This window comes from Telmatobacter sp. DSM 110680 (assembly GCF_039994875.1).
Taxonomy (GTDB): Bacteria; Acidobacteriota; Terriglobia; order Terriglobales; family Acidobacteriaceae; genus Telmatobacter.
The window spans coordinates 5,368,550-5,382,032 of the sequence record NZ_CP121196.1; the positions used below are offsets into that span (position 1 = coordinate 5,368,550).

The 13,483-nt window shown below is 56.6% G+C and carries 11 protein-coding genes; 5 read left to right on the plus strand and 6 right to left on the minus strand.

From position 1 onward, the window contains the following. Window positions 1-142: 142 nt before the first annotated feature. Complete coding sequence (locus tag P8935_RS22110) at window positions 143-778, minus strand: hypothetical protein (RefSeq protein WP_348262480.1); 636 nt, start codon at window positions 776-778, stop codon at window positions 143-145. 314 nt (window positions 779-1,092) lie between these two features. Between P8935_RS22110 and P8935_RS22115 the strand changes: the two genes are divergently transcribed. After that, entirely contained in the window at window positions 1,093-2,571 is a 1,479-nt protein-coding gene (locus P8935_RS22115; RefSeq protein WP_348262481.1) for a cysteine rich repeat-containing protein, read from the plus strand. A gap of 386 nt (window positions 2,572-2,957) precedes the next feature. Here the strand turns inward: P8935_RS22115 and P8935_RS22120 are convergent, their stop codons facing one another. Further along, the gene (locus tag P8935_RS22120) at window positions 2,958-3,149 is read right to left on the minus strand and encodes a hypothetical protein (protein WP_348262482.1); all 192 of its coding nucleotides are present in this window, start codon (window positions 3,147-3,149) and stop codon (window positions 2,958-2,960) included. Between the two features lie 141 nt (window positions 3,150-3,290). Then, window positions 3,291-3,773, minus strand: a complete 483-nt coding sequence (locus tag P8935_RS22125; RefSeq protein WP_348262483.1) for an MmcQ/YjbR family DNA-binding protein — start codon at window positions 3,771-3,773, stop codon at window positions 3,291-3,293. A gap of 107 nt (window positions 3,774-3,880) precedes the next feature. Between P8935_RS22125 and P8935_RS22130 the strand changes: the two genes are divergently transcribed. Further along, on the plus strand, window positions 3,881-4,225 hold the full coding sequence (locus tag P8935_RS22130; protein WP_348262484.1) for a PadR family transcriptional regulator: 345 nt from the start codon (window positions 3,881-3,883) through the stop codon (window positions 4,223-4,225). Between the two features lie 21 nt (window positions 4,226-4,246). After that, window positions 4,247-5,296, plus strand: coding sequence for a hypothetical protein (locus P8935_RS22135; protein ID WP_348262485.1), 1,050 nt, complete (start codon window positions 4,247-4,249; stop codon window positions 5,294-5,296). Window positions 5,297-5,552: 256 nt separating this feature from the next. Here the strand turns inward: P8935_RS22135 and P8935_RS22140 are convergent, their stop codons facing one another. The 3 genes from P8935_RS22140 to P8935_RS22150 all read right to left on the minus strand — a co-directional run bounded on the left by P8935_RS22140 (window position 5,553) and on the right by P8935_RS22150 (window position 9,845). Continuing rightward, the gene (locus tag P8935_RS22140) at window positions 5,553-6,929 is read right to left on the minus strand and encodes a cation:dicarboxylase symporter family transporter (protein WP_348262486.1); all 1,377 of its coding nucleotides are present in this window, start codon (window positions 6,927-6,929) and stop codon (window positions 5,553-5,555) included. Window positions 6,930-6,933: 4 nt separating this feature from the next. Beyond that, the gene (locus P8935_RS22145) at window positions 6,934-8,133 is read right to left on the minus strand and encodes a threonine synthase (protein WP_348262487.1); all 1,200 of its coding nucleotides are present in this window, start codon (window positions 8,131-8,133) and stop codon (window positions 6,934-6,936) included. 71 nt (window positions 8,134-8,204) lie between these two features. Further along, complete coding sequence (locus P8935_RS22150) at window positions 8,205-9,845, minus strand: adenosine deaminase (RefSeq protein ID WP_348262488.1); 1,641 nt, start codon at window positions 9,843-9,845, stop codon at window positions 8,205-8,207. Window positions 9,846-10,042: 197 nt separating this feature from the next. Between P8935_RS22150 and kduI the strand changes: the two genes are divergently transcribed. Together kduI and P8935_RS22160 are read left to right on the plus strand one after the other, a co-directional pair. Continuing rightward, the gene (kduI, locus tag P8935_RS22155; protein ID WP_348262489.1) at window positions 10,043-10,873 is read left to right on the plus strand and encodes a 5-dehydro-4-deoxy-D-glucuronate isomerase; all 831 of its coding nucleotides are present in this window, start codon (window positions 10,043-10,045) and stop codon (window positions 10,871-10,873) included. Between the two features lie 85 nt (window positions 10,874-10,958). After that, complete coding sequence (locus P8935_RS22160; protein ID WP_348262490.1) at window positions 10,959-13,478, plus strand: zinc-dependent metalloprotease; 2,520 nt, start codon at window positions 10,959-10,961, stop codon at window positions 13,476-13,478. Window positions 13,479-13,483 lie beyond the last annotated feature (5 nt).

The following is a 13,483-nucleotide window of genomic DNA, read 5'->3' on the forward strand; positions in this document are numbered from 1 at the left end:
ACACACTGTAACGTTACATATTGTAACATTTCATTGCAAGCAGAATTCGTTTACCCGAGATTTCGAACCAATCGTCTGGCGCGCCAAGAAGCCCCCGCACCTCGAACTGGTCGCGGCGCACCGGCTTGAAGATCTATCCGGGCTAGAACCGGAAATAAGCTCCGATCATCGGCTCTGATGTATGTGTGAATGCATTCGTCGAGGTGAAAAGCCGCGACAGGTTCGGAGCCTTGTAGAGGTTCCCGCGATATTGGAACCGCAAGCCGAGATGGGGCAGCACTCCCCAGTCAAGCCCGGCGCCATAAAGAAACACTGGCTTGGTAGCGCTGTTCGTGCTGCTCTGTCCGCCAGTTGGCTGATTGAACAGCAGACCCACGCCGGCAAGTGCAAAAGGTCTGAAATTCGCAATGTGTGCTGAAGCTACCCAATCTCCGCTGACCTCGTGCGCATGAGCCGCAACGGACGCGGTTGACGGACACGGCGGCGTAACCCCGATTGCGCAGGTGCCGGTCGCAACCGTCGAAGTGTACCGCTGATTATCTCCGCTGAAGGAGTATGTCGCCTCATAGCCGACCAGCGGGTTGGAAATGTGCCGCAACTCAACCATCGCGCCTGCTGAATTCGATGGGCTCTGTACGGTCCCGTTTCCGTTGGTCGTTCCATTGAAAGCGCCATACAAACTGAGTGCAACGTCCGTCTGTGCCGATACCACTTGCGGAATACCAAAGCCGCCCAGCACGCTCAGCAACAGGATTAACCTCAACGGTATTTTTCTCATGATGGCCTCCCTAGGTGATCTCAGATTAAGAACCAGAAGAAGCTGATAAACCAGCAACGGATTTTCGTTTAGACGTTCCGCACGAAGATTGGCGGGCGCAATCTTGTCAAAGGACACATTAAATGGACATGGAAGAGGACAATCCCAAACGTGCAAACACACCTTCAGGTGACGGCGTGTAAATGCAGCACGGTACAATGAGCGGACCGGTGCCAAAAATCCAATATCCGGGTCAGCCCATCGACCGAATGCGCTCTTAGCCCGCAATCCTGGAGAGACATACACCTCGTTTCCCATCATGCAAGGAGGCCCTGATGTCAAGATCAGCAAAGATGTTCATCCGATGCGCAGTCGCCCTGGCGCTCGCAACAATTGTCGACGTGCTGGGACCGCAGTCGCTGTACGCGCAGGGTGGGTCGCCGCAGGCATTGGCCGACGCACAAACCGCGTGCGCCTCTGATATACAGAAGCTGTGCGCCGGGGTACCGTCAGGTGGCGGACGAATCATCGCCTGCCTCAAACAACACCAGGCGGAAGTCTCGGACAGCTGCAAGCAGGCCGTCGTCAAAGCCATGGGAGGATCCCGAACTGACGCTCGTCCAGTAACTGTCACCCCGGCCGCGCCGCCTCTGCCAGAGCCCAGTGCGCCCGCGCCGTCGACGCCTGCCCCTCAAGCGTCCCCGTCAATCTCTGCCAAAAAAGCTGCGGTTGCTGGTACTGGCGCTTCGGGCTCTTACCTGCTCCTGAAGAAGGCGCAGATATTGGTGAATGACCCTGATTACGATAAGACAACGTCGCCGGCGATCGAAATGTTGATTCCCAGCACTTGGGACTTCAAGGGTGCGGTCCATATGTTCGCTGGTAAAACGGGCTGTTTCAGCGAGGCCTTTTCAACGTTTTGGGAAGCCACGAGCACCGATGGCCTCACTAAGTTTCAAGGCATTCCCAACTACGCCTGGCAATACTCCGACGACCCGCAGGAACTGCACAATCTCACCGATCCCAACCGGCGCACTCATACTGGAAACAAGACGAATGATCTTTGCCCCGTGTCGAAACCGTTGAATGCAGAGCAATATTTCCGTCAGTCCGTATTGAGCGACCTGAAGCCCGCGATGACAGTTGTATCGGTCGAGCCGTTCCCCGTCCTCGAACAGATCGTGCGCCAACGCAATGGACTGCCGCCAGCCGACGCAGGCAACGGCGGCGCTCGCGTCGACGCGATCCGGGTACGGCTCGCGTTTCAAAAGGACGACAAACCGATGGAGCTCTGGTACTCCGTGGCGCTCGTTACCCAGACCTATCGCGTTGGCAGAGGATTTCTTTACGATCTCCATGCCGTAGGCCAGGTCGCGCTGGGTGCGCCGAAGGGCGAGCTAGATGCCAACGAAAAGCTGTTCAAGGTGGTGATCGGTTCCATTCAACCCCTGCCTCGATATACCGCTTTTACGAACAAATGGATCGCCAGTTACTACCAGACACAAGCACAAAAAGAGGCCGCGATGGATAAGATCCAAGCCGACCTCGACAACTTCATCACCCAGACCTACCAGCACATGAGCGCCAATGCCCAGAGAGTTTCAGACATAGGCTTTCACGCCACCGATCAGAACCTGCGGGATGTGCAAACCTACCGCGATCCCTCGACCGGGCACACGTTTGAACTGAGCAACCAGTACGGACACGCCTGGCTCAATGGCGCCAATCAGTACGTAATGAGTGATGACCCCAACTTCAATCCGAACTCGGCGCTTTCGGGAAGCTGGAATGAACTACAGCCCGTTCAGCCGTAACGAGACTCACCGACAGGTGCATTGGCACGCTCTCGTCAAACAGGCAAATCAACAGCGGGAGCGGGAAGCTTGAAGATGAAGAACGTCCCTTGCGGCCGCTCGCGAAGCGGTGCCGAATCTGTCAAGTGTGCCAGCCGCATTACGGCGCTCAAACATCGCATTTAATTGGGATTAGATTTATCCCGCGAGTTGCAGATAATTAGGTCACTCGGGAGCAAGATGGAATGAATGATCAACCATCTGCGAACAGCACCGGCATTGGATTGTCTGCAAGGGGGTTCTTTGCGACCCCCTCCCCCCGGTATTACTACTCTTTTCCTTCGCCTGTACAAAGGTAACGTGGGCATTACTGCACGTCAGAAGGATTCAGGAATCTTGGCAGAAGACTAGATCGCTCGCACCATGCGTACCGGCAGAAAGATGATCGCGCTCACCAGTTCCAATACCCCGCCAACAGCGATCCCGACAATGCGGAACGGCAACAGCAGCAGCCACACAAACGGATACGCAACCAGCGCGAGCAAAGCCAGCGGCCAGCAGATAACCAGGAGAATGCACCACAAGAGGAATTTCGCCATAACGTTCGCCTCAAACTCCGTCATCGGAATATACGCGCAGCACCCAGCGCCGGTTCCCATGAAGCGTTTTTTCCAAAGCAGGAGGAAAAACAATTTGCCAGGTAGCTATATCTCGCTTCTGAGACATGGGAAGCAAACCGACTAACCAACGGCCTTTTTGCGGCTTTTTGCGCTGCCCGAACTCTTGCGCTCCACCACGCTCGCTCGCGCTTTCAACCCCAGCTTCCGCTCGCGAATGACCTTCTTCTGCTCCTTCTCCGGCAATGCCAGAACCGCTTTGGTCCGTTTCGGCAGCCTCTCGAAGATCAGTTCGTGCCCCCGGCGAAGCTCCTCTTCAATCTCTCGCGGTCTCAACGCGTCCCACCGCTCCAGCGTCACCCAGTACGCCTTGGCCAGGTAGGGAGAGGCAATTATGCCTTCAACTTCCAAGAGTTCATGGAATCGCTCCGCACCACAGTGGAACCAGAGCACCCCGGTCCCCGTGCCATCCAGATCCGTCATAGCAAACATCTTGCCGCCAATATCCCGGTCCCCCGCCCAGTAAACAAGGTGATGGCCCCAGTTCACCGTTTCCACCACATGCGGCAGCGCCATGCAGATCGCGCGGATGCGCTCGTTATCCATGCCCAAAAGTCTAGCCTCAAATTCCTATTGAAAAAAGTAAAGAATCTACTTGACGTCACACACTATTTGTCATACAGTATGTGAAGTACAGTGTATGAGGCACAGCAATGAGCGTAGCTGAAAACCTCTTTGAAAGTCTTCGTCTTGAACTTCGCCGCGGCAGCCTGACGCTGGCAGTCCTGGCTCAGCTCCGCAAGGAGCACTACGGCTATACGCTCCGCAAGGATCTGGCCGAGCGGGGTCTGGAAATCGATGAGAGCACGCTTTATCCGCTCCTTCGCCGCCTCGAGACGCAGGGCCTGTTGATCAGCGAGTGGCGTGAGGAAGACAAACGCAACAAGCGCTTTTACCACCTGTCACCGGACGGTGAACAGATCCTCGCAAAACTACTCGAGGAATGGCAGGCAATCAACACATCCATCAATCGCATCTTCGACGAACCGCAATCGTAAGCACCCGAATTTTGAGCAGCAATGAAGGAAGCAGCCATGGAACTTCTCGACCGTTATCTGCAAGCCGTTAGAAAGTATCTGCCGACACGCCGGCAAGACGACATCATCGCCGAACTGCGCGCCAACATGGAATCGCAGATCGAAGACAGGGAATCTGGGCTTGGCCGTTCGCTCACCCAGGGCGAAATGGAGGATCTGCTTCGTAAAATGGGCTCGCCCGTGATCGTCGCTTCGCGCTACCAGCCGCAGCAATACCTCATCGGGCCAGCGCTCTTCCCGCTGTATATTTACGTGCTGCGCGTGGCGGTCTTGTGGGCTTTGATCGTCTACTCCATTGTGATTCTGGTCGTCCTCCCCTTGACGGTGCCCGATCACTACGACATCGTCGCCTCACTCCTGCGTACGCCCGGGGTTCTCATTAACGTTGCCGCTTGGGTAACCCTCGTCTTCGTGGCTTTCGAATTCTTCGCGGCTCGTTATCCCGAGAAGTGTCCGTCCCTTGCCGGCCTCACCGACAAATGGAATCCCAGTTCGTTGCCGCCGCTTGAGAAAGTTGATCTCTCTGGTCGCAAGCCGCGCTCGTTCACGCTGGCAGTCGCCGAAGTAGTCATCGGATATCTCTTGATTGCATGGCTCCTTCTGATACCAAGCCATCCATTTCTCCTCATGGGACCAGGAGTGGTCGTTCTCCAAATCGCGCCATACCAGCTTGCACCGGTCTGGTGGACCTTCTACTGGTGGATCGTCGGCCTCAACGCGCTGCAAGTGGTATGGAAAACTATCGACCTTGCTAGCGGACGATGGCAGCAGCCTGCTCCCATTCGCCAAATCATTTTCAAAGCCGTTGGCGTGATCCCGATCGCTTTGTTGCTTTCAGTTCGCGACCACATCTACGTCGTACTGAAAAACCCTTCTACCGATCAGCTTCGCTACGGCCAAAATCTCGACGTGATCAACAACAGCGTTCGCCTTGGCTTCAGCGTGATTTGCGCCATCGTTGTGGTGCAGCTTGCTTGGGATATTGGCAAGATCGTGTGGGACGCGTATCGCCGTGGCGAAGCGCCCAGGTAGCTACCCCTGCTTCGGCATTGCCAAGCTGCAGATTAAGCACGCTGCATCCGTTACCAATTAACGCGCGCGAACGAGGATGGCTCTCAAACGAGCATAGGAGGATTCATGCGCCGACTTATCATCTATTTCAATTCTCTACTTCTCGGCATGATTCTGGGCATGGTGTTCGTGGCGATTGTCCACGGATCTACATCACATCCAGAAAAGAAGGATCATGACAACGGGATCACTATTAGCTACAGAATCCCGGGAGCCTTCAGGAGGTAGGGAGTGTGCCTTCCGTCCTGCCGATCACTGCGGCGGCCATACAATTGCCGACCACGTTCATCATCGTTCGGCCCATGTCCATGAGCGTGTCCACGCCAAGTATCAACAAGATTGGCGCCGTGGGCAGATGGACTGCACTCGCAGTTGCCAGCAGCACAACCAGCGAGGCGCGTGGAACTCCGGCGATGCCTTTGCTCGCGGCCATCAGAACCAGCACCACCGCGATTTGCCGTCCAAACGTAAGATGAATTCCGGCAGCTTGCGCGACGAACACCGCGGCCATTGAGAGATAAACGCTTCCGCCGGTCATGTTGAAGCTGTAGCCGGTTGGGATCACAAACGAAACGATCCAACGCGGCACTCCGAACTCTTCCATACGCTCCATCGCCAACGGTAGCGCGGCCTCTGAAGCCGTGGTCGCGAATCCGATCGCGGCCGGCTCGCTGACCGCACTGATAAACCTGCCCAATGGAACCCGGAACATCGCAAGCACCGGCACCATCACCAGTAGGGCAAAGGCTGTCAAAGCGATGTAATAGGTCCCAACGAGTTTTGCAAGAGGTAGAAGCGTCGCCAGTCCGGTGCTGCCCACGGTATACGCGATCGCTGCACCGGCAGCCAACGGTGCGAGATACATAATGATCCGTGTCAATTGGAACATGACGTCAGCGAGCGATTGCAGCACCGCGATAAGTGGCGCTCTCTTCGGGTCGGGAATCATGGCCAGCGCCGAGCCAAACAGTATCGAGAAGATCGCAACCTGAAGAATCTGATTCTGTGCCACTGCTTGAGCGATGTTTTCGGGAAAGAGATTCAGTACGATCTGTTGCCAGGTTTGCGGAGTCTGGGCTGAGACCGGCGTTGCCCCTTCGAGCGCCGAAGGAATCACGATCCCCCAACCTGCCCCGGAAATATTCATAGCAATAATGCCAATGATCAGGCCGAGTGTCGTGACAACCTCGAAAAGGACGAGTGCCTTGATTGCGACGCGGCCCACCGAGCGCAATTCGTTGTGACCCGCGATGCCAGTCGTGATCGTCGCAAACAACAACGGCGCAACGATCATGCGGATCAGCCGTAAAAACAAATCGCCGGGCAATCGCGCCTGTGCGGCCACATGCGGAGCATCGAGCCCAAGTTCGACTCCAGCGAGCATCGCAAGAAATGTCCACGTCATCAACGACGGTTTACGAATCGCGAACAAAGCAAAACATGCGACTCCGATCCATCGCAAGATTTCACCGGCCCCGACAAGGTGCACCAACGAAAGAGCAATGCCCGCGACCACACACGACACACCTGCAAGCGCAACCACCAGCGCGATGCGATCTTTCCTTAGTGAGCGTGTTGAAGCAGTTGTGGCCATTGGGCTACTTCGCCGCCGGACGCTTCAGCTTCATCGCTTCCGCGGTTACGTCTGTATACTTCAGTCCGGCGCCGGTATTAAACAGAACCACGCGATCGCTTGGCTTCAGATATCCGTTAGCGAGTAGTTTGTCGTACGCCGCAGTTACGCTTGCGCCCTCAGGAGAAAGAAATATGCCCTCGTTCCGGGCCCAGTCGAGGATCGAGACAAGGATTTCTTCATCGCTGACGGCCATCGCTAGCCCATCCGACTCCCGCACAATGTCAAGAATGATCGTGTCGCCATAGGGCTTGGGAACGCGTAAGCCAGATGCAAACGTCGCGGCATCCTGCCACATTGTGCTGGCTGTCGCGCCCTGGTCGTAGGCGCGCACCACCGGCGCACAGCCAGACGACTGCACCGCGATCATCTTCGGCCGTTTGCCCGGCCGTACCCAGCCCAGTTCCTCCATCTCGTCAAACGCCTTCCACATTCCGATCAGACCAACTCCGCCGCCCGTAGGATAAAAAACCGCCTCGGGATACTCCCAGCCCAGTTGTTCCACGAGTTCGTATCCCATCGTCTTCTTGCCCTCGACGCGGAACGGCTCCTTGAGCGTGGAGATGTCGAACCAACCCTCCTGCTGCTTCCGCTCCTGCACGATGCGCGCGCAGTCTGAGATCAAGCCGTCGACGAGTTCCAGATGCGCTCCGTATGCAACCGCCTCAACGTAGTTCGCGAACGGCACATCGAGCGGCATGAAGATATGCGCTTCAATTCCTGCTGCGGCGGCATAAGCCGCCAACGCTCCCGCCGCATTTCCAGCCGATGGCACCGCAAGCTTGCGCAGACCATAGTGCTTCGCCATCGTCACCGCCATTGCCAGGCCGCGCGCCTTGAAGGTACCAGTTGGATTAGCGCCCTCCTCTTTGACGAAAGCGCCAGCATGCCGTGTGCTCTTCAGCATCGGCGTCCAACCTTCGCCGAGCGTGACAGGAATCGCGTCTGGCAACACCGATCGATATCGCCACATCCCCATCCAAGGCCCCTCCGCATCTTTCGCAATCACCTCGCGCGCCGCCGTCCCTTTCAGATGCCCGAAGTTGTAGCGAACGAAAAGTGATCCAGCCGGCGCCGTGGCGCATTGCGTGCATACAGTCTGTGGTGTTTCAGCGGAGATATGCGCATGGCACCGTACGCACTCAAGAAAAGCAATTTGCGGCATCGATGTAGAAACTCCAGATACAGACTAGCGGTTCGCCCCGTGGGAGGCTCGGATACCAGCGAACAAAACAGTTAAAACTTTGCCTCGAATTCCCGGAATCGCCGCTCCAGTTCCCACTGCGCGGCAGCCTTCTCGTTCGCATCAAGAAAGCCCTTGCATGCAGCAGATGGTTTTGGCCCGCCTGGAATCTGCCCCTTGCACGCTGAAGTCGGGACGCTGAAGACATCAGGCGCAGCCCAAAGGCTCTCGCCAGCCAGAAAGTTATGCTCCATACCGGTGCGCGCCAACTGCTTCAAATCCTGATAGCTCAGATGATAGTCGTTCGCAGCGCGCACATATTCATTCGTCAGATTGATGCGACTCACGCCCTGATCGTCCGTCGAAAAAGCCACCGGCACATGCGCAGCCCGATAGTACTGGAACGGGTGATGGTCTCCGACAATGCCGAGAATTCCCTCATTCGAGCTGAGGTTGATCTCGACCATCACATGCTTTTTCGCCATCTCCTTCAGCAACTGCGGCGCATCGTCCTCATACATTGCGTCGACGCCGTGCCCGATTCGTTCCGCGTGTCCCAATTCAACTGCCTGACGAATGTGGAACTTCATGCCCTCCGGAGGCACCATTCCGGGCGCCAGTTCCCCAGCATGCAAACTGATGTGGACCTTCGGATAAAGGCCCTGCAGATACTCCACCATCTTCATGTGCAGCGTGTAGTCGCGCATCGCCACCATGTAGTCTTCCGGTTGCACAAAGTTGATGCCCACCCAGTCATCCGAGCCCTCTTCAATCGCCTGCTGCACTGTCTCAAAACCGAGCAGAGTCTGTGCGAAGACTTGCTCCGGCGAGAACGCGCGCAGTACTTGATAGATAAATCGCACTTGCACCCGGCAAGCCGGCGCGGCCTGAGGGGTTCCACAGTGCTGAATCTGATTCCGCGAATCGATGGCTGCCTTGATCTCTGCCCGGTCCGTCATAATCTCGTCGCGCAGTCCATGATCCAGAAGTGTCTGCCGCATCTTGGCGAAATCTGAATTGAAACCGGCCTCGTGCGCAATCCGGGCGGCGTGTCCAAAGCTGGGTGTTTCCATCAACTCGAGGTACTGATTGTTCTCGGCATCAGCGCGCCGGGTGATCTCGTCAATCCACTGGCCTGTGTGACTTTTGTCGAGGCCGCCGAAGCGATCGAAAGTGGAAAAAAACTGATCGTGCCCGCTATAGCCCGGCGTCGGCACGAAGTTGCGCATCGAAAAAGCATTGACAATGCGGTCGTACATGTCTTGCTGTGCCGGAGTCAGACTGCTGCCATTCAATTCGCTCGCGGGTACAAGCGGAGGTGCGCAGGGCTCCTTCACCGGCTTGCCCTGCTCGTTGCGCGCAAACTCGGCCTTTGCGGGATCGATGCATACCTTATCTTCAGCCGCCACGCGAATAATTGTCTCGGCATACACCCCGGCCCCAAGATGCATATGAAGGTCTGCCCCCTTGGGAAAATCCGCGAGAAAAGCTTGAACCGCAAGCGGCCCTTGGTGGACTGCCGCCTCATACGCACGGGTAGCGCGGGTCTCAATGGCTCCTGCTGCCGGTTGGCGCGCGACAGAAGCATCTATCGCCGGCTCAGCGGCAGAGAGACTGGCGGACTGAGTGAGGAGAGCTGCCGAGGCGAGCGAGATCGCAGTCAACTTAAAGCGAAGTGCAGACAGAGTGCGCATGGTTGCTCTCCAGTGTAAGGGCTCGTCGCGAAGTTCGCACCTCGATTCTCACGAATGGCGCGTCACTTTACTTTCTCGATTCGCGCAAGCCGCAACGAAGCATAAACTATTTCCATGGAGTTCAATGCTACCTCTCATACGTCTGAAGTGATTGTTGCCGAAAGTATGCAAAGGACGATTCCAGACCGTGCCATTTTATGAAGACACTCTTGATCGCTGACCCTGTTCGCTATCCGCGCATGACGACGGAAGAGCTCCGCAAATCTTTTCTTATAAACGAACATTCCCGGCCCGGAGAACTGAGTCTCACCTATGTTGATCTGGACAGGGCTGTGGCAGGCATCGCTAGCCCAACCAACCAGCCCATTGCCTTGGAAAGCAGTCCCGAGTTGCGGGCCGCCTACTTTACCGAGCGCCGGGAACTTGGAGCACTGAACGTTGGCGGCGATGGCATAGTCCATGTCGGCAACTCTACCTATACGCTGGCAAACCTCGATTTGATCTATATCGGGCGCGGCAATCCGGAGATTCGATTCGAGGCCAAGTCGAAGGAAGCACCACCAGTCTTTTATTTGCTCAGCTATCCGGCGCACGCCGTCCACCCGGTAGCCGTCGTCAAAAAAGAGGCCGCGCAGCCCACTGATATTGGCAACGCTGCACAAAGCAATCGCCGCACGATCTACAAGTACATCCACGCAGCGGGTGTGAAGAGCTGCCAGCTTGTGATGGGGGTGACCCATCTGCACGAAGGCAGTACGTGGAACACGATGCCAGCCCATACTCACATGCGGCGGTCAGAGATTTACTTTTACTTCGACCTCGCAGAGAGTGCGCGTGTATTTCATCTGATGGGGCCACCCGAAGAGACTAGGCACATCGTTATTGCCGATCGCGAGGCCGTGATCTCTCCGGGATGGTCGATTCACGCCGGCGTTGGTACACAAGCATACAAATTCTGCTGGGGAATGGGCGGAGAAAACCAGGACTATGCCGACATGGACCCAGTAAGTCTCGCGGACATGCGCTAAGACAAAGGTGGTGAGCAGTTCAGCTCGCCGCCTCGGTCGGTTTATAAATCTCCTCCGATTCCTCTCAGCCATGATAGAAGGAGAAATGCGCAAGCTTCCCTTGCTCCTTCTACTTATTCTTCCCGTTATCACCTTGGCACAAGGCGCAAAGCCGGCACCCGCGGCTAGCGAACCGGCGGTCCCGCCCAGCATCCACGAAAAGACCGCTGGAATGAAGCACCTCGACGGCTTAATCCCGTTGGACTGGGATGCACGAACAGGCAAGCTCTATCTGGAGATCGCCGGCCTTGGAGCGGATGGCAAAAGTTCGGATTTCATTTACGCGACCTCGTTGCCATTCGGCACGGGTTCGAATGACCTTGGTCTCGATCGTGGGCAAGTCACGGAGGGACGCATTGTTCGATTCGAGCGCGGTGGGCCCAAAGTGCTCCTGGTTCAACCCAATCTTGCCTTCCGCTCCTCGAGCAATGATCCAGACGAGCAACTCGCGGTTACGCAGTCCTTCGCGCAGTCCGTGCTGTGGGGTTTCACCGTCGCGGCCGAGTCCCAGGACGGCGCGGTCCTCGTCGATGCCACGGATTTCTTTCTGCACGATGCGCACGGAGTGGCTGACAGGCTCACAAACTTGAAGCAGGGTACTTATCGGGTCGATGCGTCTCGATCCGCGATTGTGCTCGACCACACCAAGACGTTTCCGAGGAACACCGAAGTCGAAGCAGAGCTCACGTTCTCCACGGATGCGCCGCCCAAAGGAGAGTTTGTATCGAACGTCACGCCGGATCCTCATGCGATGACCGTCCGCGAGAAATCCTCGTTTATTGCATTGCCGGAGCCCGGTTTTGTCCCCCGTCGCTTCAATCCCCGCGCCGGATACTTCCCCACCAGCTATCGTGATTACACATCCGCACTCGGTGAGCCTCTCGATCAGCTCTTTATTATTCGCCATCGCTTGATCAAGCAGGACCCCAATTGCAATACCGACTGCAAACCCGTTGAGCCTATCCATTACTACGTGGATCGCGGTGCTCCAGAGCCGGTCCGCACCGCGCTAGTTGAAGGCGCTCGCTGGTGGGACCAGGCGTTTCAGGCGGCGGGCTGGGCAAAGGGAACCTTCCTCGTCGACCTTCTTCCCGAAACCGCAGACCCAATGGATGCACGCTACAACATAATTCAGTGGGTTCACCGCTACACACGCGGCTGGAGTTATGGCTCCGCCATTGCCGATCCCCGCACAGGCGAAATCATCAAGGGTAATGTAACGCTGGGCTCATTGCGCGCTCGCCAGGATTATCTGATTGCCGAAGCGCTTTTATCGCCTTACGGGAATTCCTCTTCTCCAAGTGCGGGAAGTCCAGCTGATAATCCCATGCTGCAGATGGTACTCGCACGCATTCGTCAGTTATCTGCACATGAAACCGGCCACACCCTCGGCCTTGCACATAACTTTGCCGCATCAACAGTCACACAGAGTGACAGCGTGATGGATTATCCGCATCCCTACTTCACCCTTGACAGTGATGGGCGGATCGACGCGTCGCATGCCTACGCCGTCAACATTGGTGATTGGGATAAGGTGGCGATCAATTATGGCTATCGTGAATTCGGTTCGCACACCAATGCCGAAGAAGAAAATGCCGCGCTCAACAAGATTTTGAGCGATGCAGATCGTGCGGGCCAGGTTTTTATCACCGATGAAGATGCACGCCCATTCGGTTCAGCCCATCCGCGCGCACACTTGTGGGACAACGGCAATGATCCTGCAGCTGAACTTGATCGCGTTCTCGCTGTCCGCATGGTCGCGTTGAAGAACTTTGGTGAAAATGCGATCAAGCCCGGCACGCCCATGGCACAGTTAGAGCAGACTCTGGTTCCACTTTTTCTCTTCCATCGCTATCAGACCGAAGCTGCCATCAAAGAAATCGGTGGGCTTGACTACAGGTACAACCTGCGCGGCGACGGTCTCGCAGGCCCTGCGATTTTCGATCCCACACAGCAGCGCAAAGCACTCGACTCCGTGCTGAAGACTCTCGGGCCAGAGACGCTTACACTACCCGAATCGTTACTTCGCATCCTCCCACCCGTTCCGCCAGGATACCCACGGACGCGTGAATCGTTCCCATCGCACACAGGCCTCACCTTCGATCCCATTGCTGCCGCCGAATCCGCGGCTGACCTGACTCTGAGCGTCCTGCTCGATCCCGCCCGAGCCAACCGCATTATTGAGTACCACATGCGGGTTCCCGCTTCGCCGTCCCTGCGCAGTGTCCTTGAAGCCATTTCCGCAACGGTTGCCGCCCGTCCAGAGGCGGGACACACTATGTCTTCTGAAGTCGAGCGCGCGGTCGAGTTCCGCTCCGTTGAAGCGATGCTGGCTTTGGCGGTCAACCCCGCAGCCTCAAGCCAGGCTCGCGCAATCGCACAATGGCACATCCGCGATCTTCTGAAGCAGTGGAAGTCAAATCCGATGCCGCAGGATACTGCAGAAGCGATCCACCGCTCCGCCCTCATCGATCGCATTGAGAATTTCGAGCGTGATCCCGACAAGTTCGTTCCCGCAAAGGCTGTGGAAGCTCCGCCCGGCATGCCAATTGGCGACGACGAATAGACTTC

Coding starts and splice junctions, on each gene's coding strand:
- P8935_RS22140 (WP_348262486.1), bottom strand. CDS start 6,929: ATGGCCACAACTGCTTCAACACGCTCACTAAGGAAAGATCGCATCGCG.
- P8935_RS22160 (WP_348262490.1), top strand. CDS start 10,959: ATGCGCAAGCTTCCCTTGCTCCTTCTACTTATTCTTCCCGTTATCACC.
- P8935_RS22145 (WP_348262487.1), bottom strand. CDS start 8,133: ATGCCGCAAATTGCTTTTCTTGAGTGCGTACGGTGCCATGCGCATATC.
- P8935_RS22115 (WP_348262481.1), top strand. CDS start 1,093: ATGTCAAGATCAGCAAAGATGTTCATCCGATGCGCAGTCGCCCTGGCG.
- P8935_RS22125 (WP_348262483.1), bottom strand. CDS start 3,773: ATGGATAACGAGCGCATCCGCGCGATCTGCATGGCGCTGCCGCATGTG.
- kduI (WP_348262489.1), top strand. CDS start 10,043: ATGAAGACACTCTTGATCGCTGACCCTGTTCGCTATCCGCGCATGACG.
- P8935_RS22135 (WP_348262485.1), top strand. CDS start 4,247: ATGAAGGAAGCAGCCATGGAACTTCTCGACCGTTATCTGCAAGCCGTT.
- P8935_RS22110 (WP_348262480.1), bottom strand. CDS start 778: ATGAGAAAAATACCGTTGAGGTTAATCCTGTTGCTGAGCGTGCTGGGC.
- P8935_RS22130 (WP_348262484.1), top strand. CDS start 3,881: ATGAGCGTAGCTGAAAACCTCTTTGAAAGTCTTCGTCTTGAACTTCGC.
- P8935_RS22120 (WP_348262482.1), bottom strand. CDS start 3,149: ATGGCGAAATTCCTCTTGTGGTGCATTCTCCTGGTTATCTGCTGGCCG.
- P8935_RS22150 (WP_348262488.1), bottom strand. CDS start 9,845: ATGCGCACTCTGTCTGCACTTCGCTTTAAGTTGACTGCGATCTCGCTC.